Annotated in this window: 21 protein-coding genes; 14 read left to right on the top strand and 7 right to left on the bottom strand. The window is 52.6% G+C overall.

Annotated elements, in window-relative coordinates:
* Window positions 1-20 precede the first annotated feature (20 nt).
* From rsmA to FT643_RS13220, 4 genes are read right to left on the bottom strand one after another with little or no spacing between them, the layout of a single operon-like run.
* Window positions 21-863 carry a 16S rRNA (adenine(1518)-N(6)/adenine(1519)-N(6))-dimethyltransferase RsmA gene (gene rsmA / locus FT643_RS13235; RefSeq protein ID WP_156871876.1) on the bottom strand — a complete coding sequence of 281 codons (843 nt, stop codon included), beginning with the start codon at window positions 861-863 and terminating at the stop codon, window positions 21-23.
* On the bottom strand, window positions 850-1,860 hold the full coding sequence (pdxA, locus tag FT643_RS13230; RefSeq protein WP_156871875.1) for a 4-hydroxythreonine-4-phosphate dehydrogenase PdxA: 1,011 nt from the start codon (window positions 1,858-1,860) through the stop codon (window positions 850-852). Before pdxA ends, rsmA begins: the two co-directional genes overlap by 14 nt.
* Window positions 1,841-3,127, bottom strand: coding sequence for a peptidylprolyl isomerase (locus FT643_RS13225; RefSeq protein ID WP_232340183.1), 1,287 nt, complete (start codon window positions 3,125-3,127; stop codon window positions 1,841-1,843). The genes pdxA and FT643_RS13225 overlap by 20 nt, the downstream gene beginning before the upstream one ends.
* A gap of 51 nt (window positions 3,128-3,178) precedes the next feature.
* Complete coding sequence (locus tag FT643_RS13220) at window positions 3,179-5,566, bottom strand: LPS-assembly protein LptD (protein ID WP_156871874.1); 2,388 nt, start codon at window positions 5,564-5,566, stop codon at window positions 3,179-3,181.
* Between the two features lie 114 nt (window positions 5,567-5,680).
* Here FT643_RS13220 and FT643_RS13215 point away from each other — a divergent pair, with 114 nt between their 5' ends.
* Genes FT643_RS13215 through djlA form a run of 3 tightly spaced genes read left to right on the top strand, consistent with a single transcriptional unit; the run spans window position 5,681 to window position 8,284 of the window.
* Window positions 5,681-6,769, top strand: coding sequence for an aminoglycoside phosphotransferase family protein (locus FT643_RS13215; protein ID WP_156871873.1), 1,089 nt, complete (start codon window positions 5,681-5,683; stop codon window positions 6,767-6,769).
* Complete coding sequence (gene murU, locus FT643_RS13210; protein ID WP_156871872.1) at window positions 6,766-7,446, top strand: N-acetylmuramate alpha-1-phosphate uridylyltransferase MurU; 681 nt, start codon at window positions 6,766-6,768, stop codon at window positions 7,444-7,446. The genes FT643_RS13215 and murU overlap by 4 nt, the downstream gene beginning before the upstream one ends.
* 4 nt (window positions 7,447-7,450) lie before the next feature.
* Window positions 7,451-8,284 carry a co-chaperone DjlA gene (gene djlA / locus FT643_RS13205; RefSeq protein ID WP_156871871.1) on the top strand — a complete coding sequence of 278 codons (834 nt, stop codon included), beginning with the start codon at window positions 7,451-7,453 and terminating at the stop codon, window positions 8,282-8,284.
* 40 nt (window positions 8,285-8,324) lie between these two features.
* On the opposite strand, the gene FT643_RS13200 is transcribed toward djlA, so the two are convergent.
* Window positions 8,325-9,368, bottom strand: a complete 1,044-nt coding sequence (locus FT643_RS13200; protein ID WP_156871870.1) for a DUF3530 family protein — start codon at window positions 9,366-9,368, stop codon at window positions 8,325-8,327.
* Between the two features lie 144 nt (window positions 9,369-9,512).
* Between FT643_RS13200 and rpe the strand changes: the two genes are divergently transcribed.
* The 8 genes from rpe to FT643_RS13160 all read left to right on the top strand — a co-directional run bounded on the left by rpe (window position 9,513) and on the right by FT643_RS13160 (window position 15,830).
* Window positions 9,513-10,184 (top strand): ribulose-phosphate 3-epimerase, encoded by a 672-nt coding sequence (gene rpe, locus FT643_RS13195; RefSeq protein WP_156871869.1) that lies wholly within the window; start codon window positions 9,513-9,515, stop codon window positions 10,182-10,184.
* The gene (locus FT643_RS13190; RefSeq protein ID WP_156871868.1) at window positions 10,181-10,900 is read left to right on the top strand and encodes a phosphoglycolate phosphatase; all 720 of its coding nucleotides are present in this window, start codon (window positions 10,181-10,183) and stop codon (window positions 10,898-10,900) included. The genes rpe and FT643_RS13190 overlap by 4 nt, the downstream gene beginning before the upstream one ends.
* A gap of 304 nt (window positions 10,901-11,204) precedes the next feature.
* The gene (gene trpE / locus FT643_RS13185) at window positions 11,205-12,689 is read left to right on the top strand and encodes an anthranilate synthase component I (protein ID WP_156871956.1); all 1,485 of its coding nucleotides are present in this window, start codon (window positions 11,205-11,207) and stop codon (window positions 12,687-12,689) included.
* Between the two features lie 3 nt (window positions 12,690-12,692).
* Window positions 12,693-13,271 (top strand): anthranilate synthase component II, encoded by a 579-nt coding sequence (locus tag FT643_RS13180; RefSeq protein ID WP_156871867.1) that lies wholly within the window; start codon window positions 12,693-12,695, stop codon window positions 13,269-13,271.
* A 72-nt stretch (window positions 13,272-13,343) separates the two neighbouring features.
* The gene (gene trpD / locus FT643_RS13175) at window positions 13,344-14,384 is read left to right on the top strand and encodes an anthranilate phosphoribosyltransferase (RefSeq protein ID WP_156871866.1); all 1,041 of its coding nucleotides are present in this window, start codon (window positions 13,344-13,346) and stop codon (window positions 14,382-14,384) included.
* Window positions 14,385-14,403: 19 nt separating this feature from the next.
* Window positions 14,404-15,204 carry an indole-3-glycerol phosphate synthase TrpC gene (gene trpC, locus FT643_RS13170; protein ID WP_156871865.1) on the top strand — a complete coding sequence of 267 codons (801 nt, stop codon included), beginning with the start codon at window positions 14,404-14,406 and terminating at the stop codon, window positions 15,202-15,204.
* An 84-nt stretch (window positions 15,205-15,288) separates the two neighbouring features.
* Window positions 15,289-15,483, top strand: coding sequence for a hypothetical protein (locus tag FT643_RS13165; protein ID WP_156871864.1), 195 nt, complete (start codon window positions 15,289-15,291; stop codon window positions 15,481-15,483).
* Between the two features lie 170 nt (window positions 15,484-15,653).
* Window positions 15,654-15,830 carry a hypothetical protein gene (locus FT643_RS13160; RefSeq protein WP_156871863.1) on the top strand — a complete coding sequence of 59 codons (177 nt, stop codon included), beginning with the start codon at window positions 15,654-15,656 and terminating at the stop codon, window positions 15,828-15,830.
* Between the two features lie 71 nt (window positions 15,831-15,901).
* Here the strand turns inward: FT643_RS13160 and crp are convergent, their stop codons facing one another.
* On the bottom strand, window positions 15,902-16,534 hold the full coding sequence (crp, locus tag FT643_RS13155) for a cAMP-activated global transcriptional regulator CRP (protein WP_156871862.1): 633 nt from the start codon (window positions 16,532-16,534) through the stop codon (window positions 15,902-15,904).
* 389 nt (window positions 16,535-16,923) lie between these two features.
* On the opposite strand from crp, the gene FT643_RS13150 reads away from it, so the two are divergent.
* The 3 genes from FT643_RS13150 (at window position 16,924) to speD (ending at window position 18,625) form a co-directional block, all read left to right on the top strand.
* Window positions 16,924-17,346, top strand: a complete 423-nt coding sequence (locus tag FT643_RS13150) for an OsmC family protein (RefSeq protein ID WP_156871861.1) — start codon at window positions 16,924-16,926, stop codon at window positions 17,344-17,346.
* Window positions 17,346-17,759 (top strand): VOC family protein, encoded by a 414-nt coding sequence (locus FT643_RS13145; RefSeq protein ID WP_156871860.1) that lies wholly within the window; start codon window positions 17,346-17,348, stop codon window positions 17,757-17,759. The genes FT643_RS13150 and FT643_RS13145 overlap by 1 nt, the downstream gene beginning before the upstream one ends.
* A 65-nt stretch (window positions 17,760-17,824) precedes the next feature.
* Window positions 17,825-18,625 (top strand): adenosylmethionine decarboxylase, encoded by an 801-nt coding sequence (speD, locus tag FT643_RS13140; RefSeq protein ID WP_317622031.1) that lies wholly within the window; start codon window positions 17,825-17,827, stop codon window positions 18,623-18,625.
* Window positions 18,626-18,688: 63 nt separating this feature from the next.
* Here the strand turns inward: speD and FT643_RS13135 are convergent, their stop codons facing one another.
* Complete coding sequence (locus tag FT643_RS13135) at window positions 18,689-19,312, bottom strand: histidine phosphatase family protein (protein WP_198043524.1); 624 nt, start codon at window positions 19,310-19,312, stop codon at window positions 18,689-18,691.
* Window positions 19,313-19,424: the final 112 nt, after the last annotated feature.

Below are 19,424 nucleotides of genomic sequence, written 5' to 3'. Positions count from 1 at the left end.
GGTGGGTCGGTTCCTTGATGTTAGTCATGGGTGTCGGACGACGAATCTGCTTGCTCAAGATGCAAATCGGTTAAACGCGCATATTGTGCCAGGGAAATTTGCTCCGGTCGGTGCTCTGGGCTGATTCCGGCCTGGCTTAGTAGTTCGTCATCGGCTACTGATTTTAAGGCATTTCGAATTGTTTTTCGCCGTTGATTGAATGCCGTTGTAACAATTTTGCCGAGGGTGTGCGGACAGCGGGTAGTGATAGGCAGGGTGTCGTGGGGGGTCAGACGCACGATAGCGGACTCCACTTTGGGGGGAGGATTGAACGCAGCGGGCGGTACCAGAAACAGCGCTTCGATCCTGCAGTAATATTGCAGCATAATACCGAGACGACCATAGGCCTTGTCGCCGACCCCGGCCACCATGCGATCAACCACTTCCTTCTGCAGCATAAAATGCATGTCGGCAATGCTAGAATGATATTGCACCAGATGGAATAGCAGGGGGGTGGAAATATTATAGGGTAGGTTGCCGACGATGCGGATTTTGTCCGCCTGCAGGTCGCTACCGATCTGCTGATAATCGAATCTGAGAGCATCCCCTTCGTAAATACGGAAGTGATTGCGGGTGGCAAAGTTAATTTTCAAATTGGGCAGCAGATCCCGATCCAGCTCTACAACGGCGAGTTGACCAACCTCATCCACCAGATGCTCTGTCAGAGCCCCTAAACCAGGGCCGATTTCCACCATGTTATCGTTGGGCGACGGCGCAATAGCGTCAACAATGTTCTGGATGACATTCGGGTCATGCAGAAAATTCTGTCCGAAGCGCTTACGCGGTAAGTGTTTGCTGAAACCGGGTTTTCTACCCTTGGGCATGATCTGATCCACCACTGTCTGACTGAAGCACGTAATCCGGGTTGGGGTCGCTCTGAGAGGCCATTTGCTGGGCGCAGTGCAGGGCGCTCAACAGGCTGCCGGTATCCGCATTGCCCGTGCCCGCCAGATCCAGTGCGGTGCCATGGTCAACGGAGGTGCGTATTATGGGTAGACCCAGGGTGATATTGACAGCCTGCCCGAAACCCAGATGCTTCAAAACGGGTAGGCCCTGGTCGTGGTACATGGCAATCACGGCATCGGCTTGCTGCAGGTATTTAGGGGTGAACAGGGTGTCGGCAGGTAGGGGCCCCGAGAGATCCATTCCCTGCGCCCGCAAATCGTTCAGCACCGGATTAATAACGACCATTTCTTCGTCGCCCAGGTGGCCAGATTCGCCGGCATGGGGGTTTAGCCCGCACACCAGCAAACGCGGGCGCCGGATTCCGAATTGCCGTTGCAAGCTGGTGTGGGTTATCCGGATTACCTGCTCAAGTGTTGCGGGTGTAATCGCATCTGCGACACGCCGCAGCGGAAGGTGAGTGGTAACCAGGGCTACCCGCAGTCCGGGGCAGGCCAGCATCATCACAACCTGTTCAACGCCGCAGCGCTGTTGCAAATACTCGGTATGCCCGCTGAAAGGTAAACCGGCGTCATTGATGACGGATTTTTGGACCGGGCCGGTAACCAAGCCCTGAAAACGTCCCGACAGGCAACCGTCGATTGCGTAATCCAGCGTTTCCAGCACGTAACCGGCGTTGAGGGGATTGAGCTGCCCCGTGTGCACCGGTGTTTTCAGTCTAATATTGTGAATATTGAGCCTGGACAGCGGGTCGCCGGGTAATCCCAGTTGTTTCGCCCGTTGCTGTAACAGATCTTCATTGGCCACCACGACCCAGCCACGGGTATCTTCCTGCTGGGCCAGTTGCAATACGAGGTCAGGACCGATGCCGGCCGGTTCACCGGGAGTAATGACGACCTTAGAGTTTGATTTCCACATAGGCGTTTTGGCGAATCTCCCGTAACCAGCCGTCCAGTTCTTCATCAAAGCGCCGACGCTGCAGCATCTGGCGAGCCCGGTTGCGACGGAACTCTTCACTCATATCCTGACGGCGGCGCTCTTCCACCTGCAGAATATGCCAGCCAAAATTGGATTGAAACGGTTCCGATATGCCACCGGGCTGGGTTTCCGACATCACTTTTTCAAATTCCGGCACCATGGTGCCGGGATTAACCCAGCCCAGCTCGCCACCCTGCATGGCACTGCCGGGATCATCGGAATAGGTTTTGGCAAGAATCGGGAATTGTTCCGGATCTGCCACCACGTCATCATGGATTTCGTTAATCAGGTGCTGGGTTTCACTTTCACTGCGAATTTCATTGGGTTTGACCAATATGTGGCGGGTTTTGGTTTGCTCCACCATTTGTTCAGTGCCGCCGCGCAGCTCCAGTACCTTGATGATATGAAAGCCGCTGGCGCTGCGGATTGGTGCAGATACCTCACCTGCTTTCATTTCCAGAGCCACATCAGCAAAGATGGTGGGCAGTTGAGCCGCCTTGCGCCAGCCCAAGTCGCCCCCGGACAGTGCGGTTTCTCCGGCAGAGTATTGCAGTGCCATTGATGAAAAGTCGGCGCCTTCCTTGAGCTTTTTGTACACCATCAGAGCCGTTTCCTCGGCTGCTGCGACGTCTGTGTCCTGTTTGGTGGGGATCAGAATATGCCCGAGCCGGTAATCCGGGGCTAAATTGGTTTTCGCCAGCTCTGAATTCAGAAAGGCGTCGACATCTTTGTCGGATATCTGGATTCGGGCACCCACCCGGCGTTGACGCATTTGATTGATAGTCAGTTCACGGCGGATCTGGTCGCGCAGGGAAGCCCAGGACATGCCTTCCTGCAGAATGGTTTCGCGGAATTGATCGGTGGTCATGTTGTTCTGGCGGGCGATATTGGCGAGGGTCTCATTAAGCTGATTATCATCAATACGGATGCCCGCGCGATCTGCCATCTGAAGCTCGATGTTTTCTACAATCATGCGCTCCAGTACCTGCTCGTTGAGTGCATCTTTGGGGGGCAATTGCCCTTGCTGACTTTTCATGCGGGTGGCGATTTCAGCGGTGCGTTCTGCCAGCTCCGATTCCATAATGATGTCATCATCGACGATGGCAACAATGCGGTCGAGTTCGCGGGGGGCTGCCTGCAACGTGCCGACCAGCAGATGAGTAACGGCCAGGGTGGCCATTAGCTTGAATATGGGTGTTAAACGCATCCGTTTTCCTTCGTAAGGCTTGTCTGTCGATTCTGGTGGTAAGGGTGAATATTAAAATCCGCTGGGTCGGGAATTTTCCCGTAATTGATACCCGGAGATTGCATCATCAAGCATGGTGTCGACCGAGCCACCCAGTCCGCCCAGGCCTTTGAGCTCAAATTGAACATAGATGCCCTGCGAGGGTTCCACCACCAGGCTCGGGTCATTGGACTCTCTAAGATAGCGGCGGTTCACCAGCCGTGCCCGCCAACAACAGCTTTCGTATTCTATACCGAACACCGTATCGTAAGAACGTTGTTCTTCCAGGTCGTAGCCCCAGCGGCCAATCAGCCCCCAGCGTTGTGAAACCGACCAGATAAAAGAAAAGTCCGTCTGATTGATTTTTTCTGCCAGCGGGTCGGCGCCCACCGCCCCGTCATCATAAAAATTATAACTGAGGTTCATTAGGTTGCCGTTTTCTGCCCGGTACCTGAATCCGGTGACAATACTGTCCAGATTATTTTCCTGGGTGTCCATCTGGGTTTCTGCACGCCAGCTCCATTCGCTGTCAATCAGCCAGTTTATGCGGGCGACGAAGGGGGAGAGCGTGGTTTCTTCCGGCGGATTATTTTGTGTCAGTTGAACTTTACGATCACGCAAATAGAAAATCTGCCCAATACTGACGTTTATTTCTTCCTGTCCGGTCTGTTCGTTGATCAGGCGGGAGGTCAGGCCGAGAGAAATCTGGTTGGCATCGCCCACCCGGTCTCCCCCTGTAAAGCGGTTCTCCCGGAACAGCTGTTCATAGCTGAAACTGGTTTTAGCGGTATCGAAGGTCGGCAGGTCGTTCTGATCTTTATAGGGTGAATAAAGATAGAACAGCCGGGGCTCCAGCGTTTGCAAGTAGCGACTGCCAGCCATTTCGAAAGGGCGGTCAAGGTAGAGGCCGCTGTCAACGCTGAAAATACCGTTGCTGAGGTTGCGTTCATCGTCGGTCAGATTGACCTGGTTCATGTCGTAATACCGTTGATAATACGACAGCTTGGGCTGAACAAACCCCCAGGCGCGGCGGAAGTTATAGCTGGCACTGGGAATCAGGCGAATGCGTTCAGCGGTAGTGGGGCCGGTGACGATCTTTTCCGGGTGCTCGAAATAGGTATATTCAGTGCCTAATTTAAACTCCAGCGGGGAATCACCCATGGGAAACCGGCCCAGGGCAGACAGTTGGGGTAGCATGCGATAGGGCAGTGCATTGTCAGGGATCAGTTCGTCGATGGTTTGAAAACTTTGCACCTGGCCGCCGAAATTCCAGGTGTCCCCGTAATAGCGCATGTCGGTTCTCTGATTCAGGTGGGCGGTGGAACTGGTGTTGAGCGTGGTGTCCAGGTCGAGGAAATAGTCGCTGTCGCTGACCCGGGTGTAATCCACTTTGTTAACCCATTTGTCGTAGTGCCCAACGTGGTGCCAGGTGATGAGGTTGCGGCTGTCACCGAATTCCTGGTCATCGGGCAGATAGCCGCCGCCGATATCACCTTTGGTATTTTCGGACAAATAGCGGAATTCGGATTCCATCATGCTGCCGCGATCCGACAAAAAGCGGGGGGTCAGGGTCGCGTCCAAATTTGGTGCCAGATTCAGATAGTAGGGTACCGAAAAGTCGAGTCCGTTCTGGCCGCTGCCGATAGTTGGAAACAAAAAGCCGGTCTGGCGGCGATCATCGATGGGAAACGTCCACCAGGGTAAATAAAGAATGGGCACGCCCCCGACCTGCACCTGGGCACCTTTTACCTCACCCCAACCTTCGGATTGGTCTATTTTGATTTGTTTGGCTTTGATGACCCAGGAGTTGTCGTTGGGTTCGCAGGTGGTGTAAGAACTGTGATCCAGAATCAGAATTTGGTCATCCGGGTTATAGATGCGCCCTGCGCTGCCGTGAACGTGTATCTGGTGGATTACGTATTCCGTGTCCGTTACGTCCAGCTGCTTTTCATTCAGATTGACTTTTGCGCGCTCACCCAGAATCAGCATGCCCGGCTGACGGATTTTAACGTTGCCGTTAAGCTCCGTAGCCCGGGTAGCGCGATTCATCTTAACCTCGTCGCTGTACAGTTCCCGGCTGCCTTGCTTGAGCACGACATCCCCGGTAAGCACATTAGTACCATCAGGCAGGGTATCGAAATGATCTGCCGAAGCCTGAACATCGGAATGGGCCGGGTCCGCCGCGGTCGTCAGAGACGGCGGAGAAATGTAGTAACCTTCGCACATGCCGCTGTGGGCCGGGCGTTGGTCCTCGGGCATGGCGGCGATCTCTTCGCCGGAAACCCAGTCCAGATAACGATAGGGATTGACGGTTTCTGGTTCAGCCGCAGCTGTTGCTGCACCGGTTGCCGTGGCTATGGCTAATAGCAAAAAAGTCACCACCACCTTCTCGATGGGGGATATATTATTTTTCCAATTCATTAACTACGGGTTCGGAAAGTGATGAGAGAGCTTGACCCTGTTTTAAGTCTGGTGTGATGATACACGAACCCTCGTAGTGAGTCACAAATTTGCCATTCTAAGGATCAACTCTTAGTGGATCATCGTCTATCTCAGCTTAGCACCTGGATTAATCAGCAGCTGTTGCAAAGCCACCGTTATCAAGGTCCTTCACTTTCTCTGGAGGTGGTGTCCGGTGACGCCAGCTTCCGGCGTTATTTTCGTTGCCGTTATCAAAGTTCCGCCGGACAGGCTGAATCGGTGATCTGTGTGGATGCACCGCCGGATAAAGAGAACAATCCCGCATTCGTGAATGTGTTACAGGGCTTGAAAGCAGCCGGCGTACCGGTGCCGGATCTGCTGGCGCTGGATTACGATCAAGGATTTATGATGTTATCCGATCTGGGCGATTGCCTGTTGATGTCGGTGCTGAATGAAGCCAGTGTGGAGGGCTATTTTGAAAAAGCCTGCAATGTGCTGTTACGCATAATGCAGGCCGAATTCAGGTTGTCACCGTTGCCGCCCTACGATGAAGCCTTGATGATGAGAGAGATGGAATTGTTCCGAGACTGGTTCTGTGGTCGTTATCTGCAGCTGGAGCTTAGCGAAGCAGAGCAGCAACTGTTGAGTGAAGCGTTCCATTGTCTATTTCAGCAAACACGGACGCAGGAAACCGTGCCCGTGCATCGTGACTACCACACCCGTAATTTAATGGTGCTGGAAGACGGCAGCCTGGGTGTGATTGATTTTCAGGACGCCGTTGCAGGGCCGGTCACCTACGATCTGTTGTCATTGTTGCGGGATGAAACCTGCATCACCTGGCCAGAATCCAAAGTCAAAACCTGGACAGGGCGATTTGCCGGGCAATTGCGGCAGCGAGGGCTCAGCAACCTGACCAATGATGATTTCTGGTACGGTTTCAACGTTATGGGGGCGCAACGACACCTAAAAGTGGCCGGTATTTTTGCCCGCCTGTGTTACCGGGATAGCAAGCCCAATTACCTCATTCACACACCAAAAACTCTGCGTTACCTGCTGCAAGAGCTGTCGGTGGTTGTCGTTCAGGGGCCGCAGGCAGAGATTGAGCCGGTAGTCCGTCTCAAAGCGTGGCTACAGCAGCGGGTGGCCGCAGAATTAGTGAGCAGGCAACCCGGCTCCGGTGAATTGCTGGAGCCCCTTGTATGAAGGCCATGGTATTGGCCGCAGGGCGGGGGGAAAGGATGGGCGAATTGACCCGGAACTGTCCGAAACCGTTGCTCAAGATCGCCCGGAAACCGCTATTGCAGCATCATCTGGAGCGCCTTGTTGCCGCGGGCTTTGATGATGTTGTGGTCAATGCGTTTTACCGGGCGGAAGATATCGAGGATTTTTTGCAGGGCTGGCACGACGATCGGATGCAGGTTCACCTTGTAACCGAGCCGGAGTTATTAGAAACCGGCGGTGGTATATATAATGCGCTAACCTTACTGGGTGAGCAGCCATTTCTGGCTATTAATGGCGATGTCTGGACAGATTACCCTTTAGCGTCCATTGTGCAGAAAAGCCGCGAGTTTGCCTCAACTAATGACCTGGCCCGTTTAATCCTGGTGGGAAATCCCGACCATAATACCGGTGGTGACTTCGCGCTGACTGCCGAAGGTCGGGTGCAAAATCAGGGCGCCGATTTGCTCACGTTCAGTGGTCTCAGTGTGTTAGCACCGGCGTTATTTCGGGATTGTGCGCCGGGCCGCTTCCCGTTGGGGCCAGTGCTTCGGCAAGCGATTGAACGCGATCAGGTCAGTGGTGAATTTTACGCGGGTTATTGGGTGGACGTGGGTACGCCCGAACGACTTCAGCGTGTTGAACAGAATTTAAAGGAGTAAGGCAGTGACATCCTTTGTATGGATTGGCCCGTTGGTGGGGCTGTTTAGCGGTTACTTTCTCGCCGGGGGAGGCCCTCTCGGCGTTGTTGGTTCGTTGTTGGGGGGGTGGCTGGGTCACCAGTTCGATATTATTATCCAGCTCAGTTCCAGTTTGTACCAATTCGCTCAGCCCAAGCCCAGCGCCCGTGATTCCGCTACTCAGCAAGCTTTTTTTCAGGCTACATTTGTTGCGCTGGGAAAGATAGCCAAATGCGATGGCGCCGTGTGTGATGCAGAAATCCAGTGGACCACTGCAGTAATGGAGCGTATGGGGCTATCGCCAGAGCGAAAGCGCAACGCTATTGAGCTGTTTGATCAGGGAAAATCCAGTCAGGATATTTCTGCTGAATTGTTGGAACTCCGCAATACCTGTGGCCGTCAGCCAACGTTGCTACAGATTTTCATGGAAATACTGGTGCAGGGGGCGCTGGCGGATGGCAAGCTGGATCAAAAAGAATGGGCTGCGCTGAGCCATATAGCGCAATCCATACGCTTTCGTTTGTCTACCCTGGAAAAAATAGTACGCAGTGCACAGGCTCACCAGGAATTCCGCCAAAGTGGCAGCGAACCCCTATCGCCTCAGGATGAATTGGCGCGGGCTTATGAAATCCTGGCGGTGAATCCGGATGCGGGGGCATCGGAGTTAAAGCGGGCTTATCGGCGTCTAATGAGCAAGCATCATCCGGATAAGTTGATGTCCAAAGGCATGCCGAAAGATATGCTGGAAATCGCCAAAGAAAAAACTCAGGCAATCCGTTCTGCTTACGAACTGATTGTTTCGGTCCGTAAACAACAATAGCGGCAGTCTGCTGAACCGGTAGCCCTCAAAGTAAGTCATTCTAATCACCGGCTAACAGGCGTTTGCCCCAGCCGCGAATGGCTTTTATCACCGCCATCTCGTATTGGACGAATCCCGCCGTGGCACCGGGAATAACACGTTGCTGATAATGTCGTCGTTGCAGTTGGGCGGCCTCCTGTTTGCGCAGCTGCGGATCGCTGTGAGGGTTAAACTCAGGTACCAGATCCAACACCGGCAACGCCAAGGATTGGATGCCGGGGGCAGCGGGATCAAGGCCATCTTTATCCGGTAGCGGAGTGGGGTCGATTATGACCACCGCAGATATCCCCTCAGACAGGACGACCTGTCCCTGCTGTTCCAGCTGGGTTGCGCTGCTGCCGATTGCCGCAATGAAAATTGGTAGGGGGCTTTGAGCCCGAATAAACCTAACCGCATGCTGAACCCGTTGTGCCAGTATGCTTGGAACATCGGCTGCGGGATACTCCACCGGCCCGGCGGTAGTGGCGGCATCCGGAACCGGTGTGTTCGGGGCGGCGGTTGCTTCTGCGGTGTCGGGTTCAGGCCGGGATTCGGCCGGCTTTGTACCGGGCGGGGGTGTCGCCGCTGCCTCGTCCGACGCTGGCGGGGCCGGGTTTTGCAGCTCAGGTGCGGCCAGCACTTCCCCCACCGGAATCATCGGTACCGCAGCGCTAAGTGTGTTCCAGCCATGCCGGGTCAGCTGGGTTCTGATTTGGTGAACCAGGCCGGGCCAATCAGGGTGTTGTTGATTGTCGTGCAATAGAATCAGATTGGCGTAGGGCTTGCCGCTGGAATCGGCCCGGTACAAAGCCAGAAAGTGATCTGGCTTAACCCCTAGCCAGGATGCGTTGGTTTGAATGTCGGTGTTCTCCAGTTGCCGTTGTAATTGTTGACCTTGCTTGGTTTCGGCGCGTTGCGGTGGTTGCGCCTTTGGCGTCGTGTCGGTAAATCCGTCGGCAGGATCCGCAATGTCGGCCTGGTCGGGTTTCTTGTCCGCAGTCGCCGCAAAAACCGGGTTGCAGGCTGCGATTAAAATAAAGATCTTCCAAAATCCGCTTTTCCGCATAGTGTATTAGCTCTCGGTAGGTCTGAGTCTGAGTATAGCGGCACAACCTGACGAGGTTTTTAGCAATTGGCGGCGCATGGGGTACAATGCGCCCCTAACAGGCTCAACCTTACGTACTCACCAATGATTTCGGGATCTAACCCCATGGCTGACTATCTGATTGCCCCTTCAATTCTCGCTGCTGACTTCGCCCGCCTGGGTGAGGAAGTGGATAATGTGCTGAGCGCCGGCGCAGACGTCGTGCATTTTGATGTGATGGACAACCATTACGTACCTAACCTCACGATCGGGCCGATGGTGTGCAAGGCGTTGCGGTCTTATGGTGTCACGGCGCCAATTGACGTGCACCTGATGGTCAAGCCGGTGGATCGTATCATTGGGGATTTTATCGATGCCGGTGCGTCCTATATCACGTTTCATCCGGAAGCCAGTGAACACATTGATCGCAGTCTGGCAATGATTCGGGAGGGTGGCTGCAAAGCCGGGCTGGTATTCAACCCAGCGGCACCGCTGCATCATATGGAGCACGTGATGGACAAATTGGATATGGTGTTGCTGATGTCTGTTAATCCGGGGTTTGGTGGGCAAAAATTTATTCCCCACACCTTGAACAAGTTGCGCCAGGCAAGGGCGTTGATAGATCAGAGCGGTTTTGATATTCGTCTGGAAATTGACGGCGGTGTCGGGGTTCAGAATATCGGCGATATTGCGCGGGCAGGAGCGGATACGTTTGTAGCCGGTTCAGCCATTTTCGGTCAGCGGGATTATAAATCTGTGATCGATGCCATGCGCGCTGAATTGGCTTCAGCGCGATGAGCGATAACCTGGGGCCGGTGCTCGGAGACTTACGACGTCACTTCCGGGGTGAAATGCCGAAACTGATCGCATTTGATCTGGACGGTACCCTGGTGGACAGCGTGCTGGATCTTGCTGTTGCGGTTGACCGTATGCTGCAAAGTCAGGGGTATGCAGCGGCGGGCGAAGAAAACGTACGTGGTTGGGTAGGCAACGGTGCCGCGATGTTGGTGCGCAGGGCGCTGGCGGGCAGTGCGGATCCGCAGCAGGTTGCGCAGGTGGATGAGGCGGTTTTCAACGCGTCTTTGGCGGAGTTTTATCGGTTTTATGCCCAAGAAAATGGTCGCTCCAGCCAATTGTATCCGGGTGTGGAGCAAGTGCTGCAAGCCTTTGCCGTACTCGGGATACCGATGGTGGTAATAACCAACAAACCCAAACCCTATGCCGATCCGTTGCTCGCGAGCTTAAAAATTGCAGTTTATTTTCAATTGGTTATTGGGGGCGAATGTTTGCCGCAGAGGAAGCCGCACCCGTTGCCATTGCAGCACGTGGACCAGCATTTTGGTTATCTGCCGGAGCAATGCCTGATGGTGGGTGATAGCAGTAACGATGTGAAGGCAGCCCGGGCCGCAGGTTGGGTCAGCGCAGCGTTGACCTATGGTTACAACCATGGCGAGCCGGTATCCCTGTCCGGCCCCGACTGGCTGATGGACGATTTTCGAGAACTGTTATTATAAGTGATGGCAGGCCAGGATTAAGGGTTGGCACAAGGCGTCAACCTGGTGTAATGTTAGGATTCTTCGTAATTGAACCATTGTGTAGAATATTGTGAATCGTACTTATTCGGACAATCCTTCCAAAATTTTCACCGATCTTCGCTGGCGATGGCGTTGGTGATACCCATCTCTGCCCATGCTGATTGAATCAGTGCGGCAAACTATCATTAAGAACCGATTTATCGACAACTGATTAAGAGAGAAAGGCCTTCGACACCGAACCCGGGTGTGGTGTGTCTATGTGGCCGACACGAACGCGATGATCATGACACTGGAAAAATTCAATACCCTGTCCGAGCAGGGCTTTAACCGCATACCGCTGATGCGCGAAGCATTAGCGGACATGGAAACGCCGTTATCAACCTATAAAAAACTGGCAGATCAACCCTTTACCTACCTATTCGAGTCGGTTCAGGGCGGTGAGAAATGGGGCCGTTATTCATTCATCGGCCTGCCTTGCCGTACGTGCGTCACGGTCAATAATCGTGATGTGGTCATTCGGAAGGATGGTGAAATACAGGAGCAGCTGCAAGCAGAAGATCCTTTAGCGTTCGTGGAAGAATATCAAGCCCGTTTCAAGGTGCCGGATATTGAGGGTCTCCCGCGATTCAACGGTGGTTTGGTGGGCTATTTCGGCTACGATATTGTACGTTATATCGAAAAACGGCTGGACAAAGGCGCAAAGCCTGACCCTATTGGCACCCCGGATATCATGCTGATGGTCTCCGATGATATTGTGGTATTCGACAATCTACGTGGGTCTTTGTTTGTTATTACTCATGCTGACCCGAGTGAAGAGAACGCGTACGAGCGCGCCCAAAACCGTCTTGACGATATCCTTCTGAAGCTCAAGCAGCCGTTGCCGAAGCAAAGTGATTTCCAACGCTTCAGTGTGGCGGAATCGGATTTCAAATCCAGCTTTCCGCAGCCGGAATTCGAAAAAACCGTGGACGGAATGAAAGAGTTCGTGTTGGCCGGGGATGTGATGCAGGTCGTAATTTCCCAACGTATGAGTATTCCTTATGATCTGCCTCCGCTGGATTTGTATCGGGCATTGCGGTGTCTGAACCCGTCTCCTTATATGTATTTTCTCGATATGGGCGAGTTCCAGATTGCCGGCTCGTCGCCTGAAATTCTGGCCCGGGTAGATCACGGCACGGTGACGGTACGTCCCATTGCCGGTACCCGTCGCAGAGGCAAAACAGCGGAAGAAGATGCGGCTATGGAGCAGGATCTGCTGAACGATCCCAAAGAAATAGCCGAGCATCTGATGTTGATTGATCTGGGGCGAAACGATGTTGGCCGGATTGCCGAAATCGGCAGTGTCGAACTGACCGATAAAATGGTCATAGAGCATTATTCCCATGTCATGCACATTGTGTCCAATGTAGAGGCGAAGCTGAAACCGGATCAAAGTTGTATTGATGTGTTACGGGCCACTTTTCCTGCGGGCACACTGAGTGGTGCACCAAAAATCCGCGCCATGGAGATCATCCATGACGTGGAACCGGTAAAGCGGGGCATCTATGGGGGTGCGGTAGGCTATTTGTCCTGGCAGGGGGATATGGACACCGCTATTGCCATCCGCACTGCGGTGATCAAAGACGGACAACTGCACATTCAGTCCGGTGCTGGCGTTGTGGCAGATTCCGTTCCCAGGCTGGAGTGGAAAGAAACGCAAAATAAAGCGCGGGCGGTGTTCAGGGCGATGGCAATGGCCGCCAACGGCCTGGTTCCGGTAGAGGATTGAAGCATGTTATTAATGATTGATAATTACGACTCGTTCACCTACAACCTGGTGCAATATTTTGGTGAGCTGGGTGCTGATATCGTGGTTAAACGCAACGATCAAATCAGCGTGCAGGAAATTGAGCAACTGGCGCCGGAGCGTTTGGTTATTTCCCCCGGACCCTGTTCTCCGAACGAAGCCGGCATTTCAATGGATGTAATCAGGCAGTTTGCGGGTAAGCTGCCGATTTTGGGAGTCTGCCTGGGCCACCAGTGTATCGGGCAGGTTTTTGGTGGCAAGGTGGTGCGTGCCGATGCGGTTATGCATGGCAAAACGTCGCCCATTTATCATCGCAACCAAGGTGTGTTTGCAGGTTTGGATAATCCTTTTGAAGCCACCCGCTATCACTCTTTGGTGGTGGCGCAGGATACGTTGCCTGATTGCCTGGAAGTGACTGCCTGGACGCAGATGGAAGACGGGAGCATTGATAAGATTATGGGGATGCGGCATCGGGCGTTTAAGCTGGAAGGCGTGCAATTTCACCCGGAATCGATACTCACCCGTCAGGGCCACGATCTGCTAAAAAACTTCCTGCAATTGTGACCGCCCCAGAGGGCTATCGGATTATGGTAGGATGCAACTTTAAAAAATTGAACAGCACATTCCGGATGTAAGATGGATATTCAAACCGCACTGAAGAAAGTCACTGAGCGCGAAGACCTTAGTGAAGAAGATATGTCCCAAGTGATGGAACAGATTATGACGGGCAACGCCACGCCTGCTCAAATCGGCGGTTTCCTGATCGGCTTGCGCATGAAAGGGGAGACGGTGGACGAAATAACCGGGGCTGCGCGTGTCATGCGCTCTCTGGCGACTCCGGTGAAAATGGCGCAACCTGAAAATCTGATCGACACCTGTGGCACCGGTGGGGACGGCTCAAAAACATTCAATATCTCCACGTCCGTGGCTTTCGTTGTGGCCGCAGCCGGTGGCAAAGTCGCAAAGCACGGTAACCGTTCGGTCTCCAGTGTCAGCGGCAGCGCCGATGTATTAGAGGCAGCGGGAGTAAATCTGGCATTAACACCGGAACAGGTCGCCCGGTGTGTGGATGTGTTAGGTGTGGGCTTTATGTTCGCACCTTCCCATCACAGTGCGATGAAGCACGCAGTCGGGCCGCGTAAAGAAATGGCAGTCAGGACACTATTCAATTTGCTGGGTCCGTTGACCAATCCGGCCGGAGCCAAGCGCCAGGTGCTGGGTGTGTATTCCAGGCACTGGGTGCGACCGGTGGCTGAAGTTCTGCAACGCTTGGGGTGCGAGCACGTATTGGTTGTGCATTCAGCTGATGGCATGGATGAAATCAGTATCAGTGATATTACCTATGTGGCAGAAGCCACGCCGTTCGAAATCAGGGAGTACAGCATTCAGCCAGAAGATTTTGGCTTGCAGCGGTCTCCTGTGTCGTCGTTGTCTGTGGACAGTGTTGAGCAGAGTCTTGCTACCATCAAGTCTGTTCTGGGTAAGAATGAAGGCCCGGCGGCGGATATCGTAGCATTGAATGCCGGTGCTGCGATTTATGTGGCAGGACTGGCCGATTCCATTGCTGCCGGGGTGGCGTGTGCACAGGATGCCATAGGAAGTGGATTAGCTTTGGCTAAACTGAACGAGCTGGCGCAACTCAGCAAAGTGCTGGAAGAGGAAAACACGGCTATATAAGCTGAGTGGCAGAATGACTATGAGCGAAACACCCACGGTACTGAAGAAAATCATCGAGCGAAAATGGCAGGAAATCGCCGAACGGAAGGCTCTGCAATCCGAAGCAGCGTTGCTGAAATTGGCCGAGCAGGCGCAACCCGTACGTGGCTTTACCCGCTCCATGCAGGCTCGACTGCAAGATGGCCAAAGCGCAGTCATTGCGGAAGCAAAAAAAGCGTCTCCAAGTAAAGGCGTTATCCGTTCTGATTTCGATCCTGCTGCCATCGCTCGATCCTATCAGGCTGGCGGCGCCGCGTGCCTTAGCGTGCTCACGGATCGGGATTTTTTTCTGGGGCATGAAGACTATCTGATGCAAGCCAGGGCCGCCTGCGATTTACCGGTTATACGCAAGGATTTCATTGTCGACAGCTATCAGGTAGTGGAAGCCCGTGCAATCAATGCCGATTGCATTCTGTTGATTGCTGCATCCCTGACCGATAGCCAAATTAAGGAGTTGACCGATACGGCAATAGAGATGGACATGGACGTGTTGATCGAAGTCCATAATGAAGAAGAGCTGGAGCGATCCCTATCGTTTAATCAGCCGCTGGTGGGAATTAATAACCGAAATTTGCATACGTTTGAAGTCAGCCTGCAAACCACGTTTAGCCTGTTGGAAAAAATTCCGCAAGATAGGATTGTGGTCACAGAAAGCGGTATACTCTCTGTCGACGATGTACAGATAATGCGGGAACAGGGTGTTAATAGCTTTCTGGTTGGTGAGGCATTTATGCGGTCGCCGGATCCCGGGCAGACACTGAGGCAGCTATTCGTTAGCTAGATAAGCCTTTAGAACCATATCCGCGTGGCAGTTAACGGTGTAGACTTTCACGGCAATTTGAACGAATAAATACGGGGAAACTGAATGCAACTGATTGCGATACTGGGCGTATTGGTCGCCGTTAATCTTGGAATAGTCTATGTGGGTTCTGAAGCGACCGAAGAAAATCAACCGCAAGCGGAAGGCGTGGTTGAGGTAGAAACGGTGGAAGCTCAGGAGCCCGACACTTCCGTTCAGGAATCCGACACCACCGAGAAATCCGACGCTGAGCCCAAGTAATCCGATGTCAATGCCGAGCAGACCAGTCGACTGACTGGTCAATAAGGCTGCTTGGTTTTTTGCGTAACAGGCGCTTAATATTGGCGCCTTTTCCCCTTATAACCCCTCGTTTTGTTTAGTACCTTAGGCGCGATTACATAAAGTCGTTGCGTGGTAAGGAGTGCTTCATTATGGGATATGTATTCGTGATTTCCGGGGTTTTAATCGCATTGAATATTGGCTTCGGATACGTTGTATCAGAAAAGGTGGGGGATGAGCCGCCGGTGGAAGGGGTGGTGGAGGTGCAGGATATTCCTGCGGAGCAAACGCCTACGGTGCAGAACGACAGGTTACAAAATACCAAGTAGTCAGTGCTGGCAAAAGCCGGAACCGAATGGCTGGTTAGCCATTCAGGGTTATGTGCCGTCGCCTGCGATGGCTACCGGGTTCCGTACACCACCATGGTTTTACCTTTTACCTGAATAAGTCCTTCTTCTTCCAGGTTTTTAAGTACCCGTCCTACCATTTCCCGGGAGCATCCCACAATTCGGCCGATTTCCTGGCGCGTAATTTTAATCTGCATGCCGTCGGGGTGCGTCATTGCTTCGGGTTGTTTGCACAGTTCGATCAATGTGCGGGCCACCCGTCCGGTGACGTCCAGAAACGCCAGGTCGCCTACTTTACGGGTGGTTGCCCGTAACCGTCCGGCAATTTGGGCACTCACGGCGAACAGAATATCAGCATCTTCTTTTGCCAGTTGCTTGAATTTGTTGTAACTGATTTCAGCTACTTCGCATTCCGTCTTTGCCCTGATCCAAGCGCTGCGTCCCGCCGCTTCATCGAACAGGCCCATTTCACCGAAGAAATCACCTTCATTCAGGTATGCCATGATCATCTCACGACCGTCATCGTCCTCAATGACCACCATAACCGTACCTTTGATGATGTAATAAAGGGCATCAGAATCATCGCCGGCATAGATAAGTGTGCTTTTCGCAGGGTATTTGCGTCTGTGAGTGTTAGCCAGAAACTGTTCAGTATCCGGGATGAGTCGGTTTGGTTTCAACGTCATTGTTTGACCTTGTTATCGTTGTGATCGAGCGGATGAGGATCCGGCATCGTCTATTTATTTCCTTAAGGTATTTCATTATGGCTTGAAATACCAAGCCTTGCTACTTTTGCATGATCGTCATTAAGCTTGAAATTTAGGCGAAATAGGCCCAGATTGTTTAAATGTGACCTGATTTCAAGAGATTATAGAGCAAGTTAGACATCAGGTATGTGATCCGTTGCGCCGTTTTTTTGCGCATTTTGCAATTAATGGAAATCCGGGTTTGGTCAGGCCAGATAGCGTTCGTGGCAGGCCAATTATTTTACACACAAGCGGAATGGATTGTGTTATCTTGCGCGCCAAATGCAGGTCTATCACTATTTTGGAAACAAGCCCCCGGGAGTGTCGAGATGAAAGCAACCATTCGCTGGGCCGGTGACGTTAAGTTCGAAGCTGAATCCGGCTCCGGTCACACCGTGACCATAGACGGGCCACCGGAATACGGTGGCAACAATCAGGGGGTGCGCCCCATGGAACTGATGTTGTTGGGGGTGGGCGGTTGTTCTGCTTTTGATGTGATGCATATACTGAAGAAATCCCGCCAGGACGTGACTGATTGTGTGACTCAGGTCTCTGCCGAACGTGTTGACGCAGTCCCTGCCGTATTTGAATCCATCCACTTACATTTTTTAGTGAGTGGTCGCGGATTGAAAGAAGCGCAGGTCAAGCGGGCAGTGGAATTGTCTGCTGAAAAGTACTGCTCAGCGTCCATAATGTTGTCAAAAGCCGGTGTTAATATTACCCACAGTTATGAGATAACCGAGGCAGTCTGATGCAGCGGCCTTCAGCGTTCGGTGGCATGCGGCATGTTGCGTTGTTCGTGGAACGATTCGACGAATGCGAGCAGTTTTATGTGTCACTGCTGGGTATGCAGGTGGAATGGAGGCCGGATCAGAATAACTTATATCTGACATCCGGCTGTGACAATCTGGCACTGCATCGGGCCCCGTCTCCGGTGGAGCGCGGTAGCCGGCAGAAGCTGGATCATATCGGTTTCGTAATTGACCAGGAGGCCGCAGTGGATCAGTGGTTCCTGTACTTGAAATCTAATCACGTTACTATATTGACCGAGCCGCGCACTCACCGTGACGGGGCCAGAAGTTTTTATTGTGAAGATCCGGACAGCACCATGGTGCAGATGATATGGCACCCCCCTATATCCGGTTTCACTTTTGGCAGGCCATAACGTTTACACTATGGCTTTTATTTAGGATCTACCCTTTGAGAACTGAGTAGATGAGCGATTCCGAAATACCACATAAATTAAAACTGCATGGATTCAATAACCTGACGAAATCCCTGAGTTTTAATATCTACGATATATGCTACGCCAAGACACCTGAACACAGGCGCGAGTATCGTGAGTACGTAGATGAGTTGTATAACGCCGAGCGTCTGACTCAGATACTTACGATGGTGACGGAAATTATCGGTGCCAGTATCTTGAATGTGGCGCGCCAGGATTACGACCCTGAAGGCGCCAGCGTCACCATGCTCATTGCTGAGCATCCGATCGCACCAGAAGAAGACCCCTCCAAGGAAGAGCCCGGTCCTTTGAAAGAGTCCGTAGTAGCGCACCTGGATAAAAGCCACGTGACGGTGCATACCTATCCTGAGACCCACCCGGACAATGAAAACGGTATCAGTACCTTTCGCGTGGATATTGATGTTTCTACCTGTGGTGTTATATCACCTCTGAAAGCGTTGAACTACCTGATACATCAATTCGACTCGGATATCGTGACCGTGGATTACCGGGTACGTGGATTCACCCGGGATGTTGATGGTATGAAGCACTATATTGATCATGAGATTAATTCGATCCAGAATTATTTCCTGGATGAAACCCTCGAACTGTACGAAATGATCGATGTGAACGTGTATCAGGAGAATATCTTCCATACCAAAATGTTGTTGAAAGACTTCAACCTTGACAACTATCTGTTCGGTTTGGGTGTGGATGAATTGAGTGCGAAAGAGCAGGAGGCCATCAGCCATAAGTTGCGTCGTGAAATGCTCGAGATTTTTTACGGCCGCAATATGTCCAGCTGATACTGTTTGCCGACGCTAAGGCTTAATTGGCCCTGCTATTAGTATTAGCAGGGCCTGTGTTTGTTATAAGCCTTCCAGATGTTCGGTGCAATTCAGCCGCACCAGCGTATTCGCATCAGACGCTATCGTAAGCTCGGTAATGCTGGTGTTCATAAAATGGTATTTATTCCAGGCATACCAATCGCCATCATCCAGTAATCCCGCCAGTCCTAATGCCATTGCAGCGCCGTGGCTGACGGCCACAATCTTTTCGCCGGGATGCCGTTCCACGAACCCTTGCAACGCCGTTCTCACCCGGCACCCCACCTGTGAAATGGATTCTCCTGCTTGCGGGGCGTAAAGCGGGTCGGCTTCCACTTGTTCAAAAAAAGCATGGGTTTTATGTAGGTCGCTAAAACGTTCGCCTTCCAGTACACCAATTCCGTATTCTTTAATTTGCGGCTCTTCGATGATGTCCAGATCGAGTAGTCGTGCAATGTTTTCGGCGGTTTTATAGGTTCGTTTCAACGGGCTGGCATAGATAGCGGTAACATCGGGGTGTTCCCTGGCAATGCGCTGCGCCACACGCTCGGCTTGCAGCAGGCCGGTCTCGGTCAGTTCACTGTCGGTCCAGCCATGCCAGCGTTTATCAACATTGGCCTGGATTTGTCCGTGTCTGATGAGAATTAGATGGGTAATACTGCTCATAACTGCTCCGCTTTTGGTTCTTCGGTCAGATGCGTTCTGCATAATTCAACGGCTTTAGTTTAACAGTCGGGGCCAATGCTTCGTATTAAATTTTGGAATCGGGCCAAGCAGA

This window comes from Ketobacter sp. MCCC 1A13808 (assembly GCF_009746715.1).
Lineage (GTDB): Bacteria > Pseudomonadota > Gammaproteobacteria > Pseudomonadales > Ketobacteraceae > Ketobacter.
The sequence above is the reverse complement of the archived record's forward strand: the minus strand, read 5'-3'. Positions and strand labels throughout refer to the sequence as shown.

Excerpts from the sequence above, each read along its gene's own strand:
- rsmA (WP_156871876.1), bottom strand. The coding sequence starts at position 863 with ATGCCCAAGGGTAGAAAACCCGGTTTCAGCAAACACTTACCGCGTAAG.
- pdxA (WP_156871875.1), bottom strand. The coding sequence starts at position 1,860 with ATGTGGAAATCAAACTCTAAGGTCGTCATTACTCCCGGTGAACCGGCC.
- FT643_RS13225 (WP_232340183.1), bottom strand. The coding sequence starts at position 3,127 with ATGCGTTTAACACCCATATTCAAGCTAATGGCCACCCTGGCCGTTACT.
- FT643_RS13220 (WP_156871874.1), bottom strand. The coding sequence starts at position 5,566 with ATGAATTGGAAAAATAATATATCCCCCATCGAGAAGGTGGTGGTGACT.
- murU (WP_156871872.1), top strand. The coding sequence starts at position 6,766 with ATGAAGGCCATGGTATTGGCCGCAGGGCGGGGGGAAAGGATGGGCGAA.
- FT643_RS13200 (WP_156871870.1), bottom strand. The coding sequence starts at position 9,368 with ATGCGGAAAAGCGGATTTTGGAAGATCTTTATTTTAATCGCAGCCTGC.
- rpe (WP_156871869.1), top strand. The coding sequence starts at position 9,513 with ATGGCTGACTATCTGATTGCCCCTTCAATTCTCGCTGCTGACTTCGCC.
- FT643_RS13190 (WP_156871868.1), top strand. The coding sequence starts at position 10,181 with ATGAGCGATAACCTGGGGCCGGTGCTCGGAGACTTACGACGTCACTTC.
- trpE (WP_156871956.1), top strand. The coding sequence starts at position 11,205 with ATGACACTGGAAAAATTCAATACCCTGTCCGAGCAGGGCTTTAACCGC.
- FT643_RS13180 (WP_156871867.1), top strand. The coding sequence starts at position 12,693 with ATGTTATTAATGATTGATAATTACGACTCGTTCACCTACAACCTGGTG.
- trpD (WP_156871866.1), top strand. The coding sequence starts at position 13,344 with ATGGATATTCAAACCGCACTGAAGAAAGTCACTGAGCGCGAAGACCTT.
- trpC (WP_156871865.1), top strand. The coding sequence starts at position 14,404 with ATGAGCGAAACACCCACGGTACTGAAGAAAATCATCGAGCGAAAATGG.
- FT643_RS13165 (WP_156871864.1), top strand. The coding sequence starts at position 15,289 with ATGCAACTGATTGCGATACTGGGCGTATTGGTCGCCGTTAATCTTGGA.
- FT643_RS13160 (WP_156871863.1), top strand. The coding sequence starts at position 15,654 with ATGGGATATGTATTCGTGATTTCCGGGGTTTTAATCGCATTGAATATT.
- crp (WP_156871862.1), bottom strand. The coding sequence starts at position 16,534 with ATGACGTTGAAACCAAACCGACTCATCCCGGATACTGAACAGTTTCTG.
- FT643_RS13150 (WP_156871861.1), top strand. The coding sequence starts at position 16,924 with ATGAAAGCAACCATTCGCTGGGCCGGTGACGTTAAGTTCGAAGCTGAA.
- FT643_RS13145 (WP_156871860.1), top strand. The coding sequence starts at position 17,346 with ATGCAGCGGCCTTCAGCGTTCGGTGGCATGCGGCATGTTGCGTTGTTC.
- FT643_RS13135 (WP_198043524.1), bottom strand. The coding sequence starts at position 19,312 with ATGAGCAGTATTACCCATCTAATTCTCATCAGACACGGACAAATCCAG.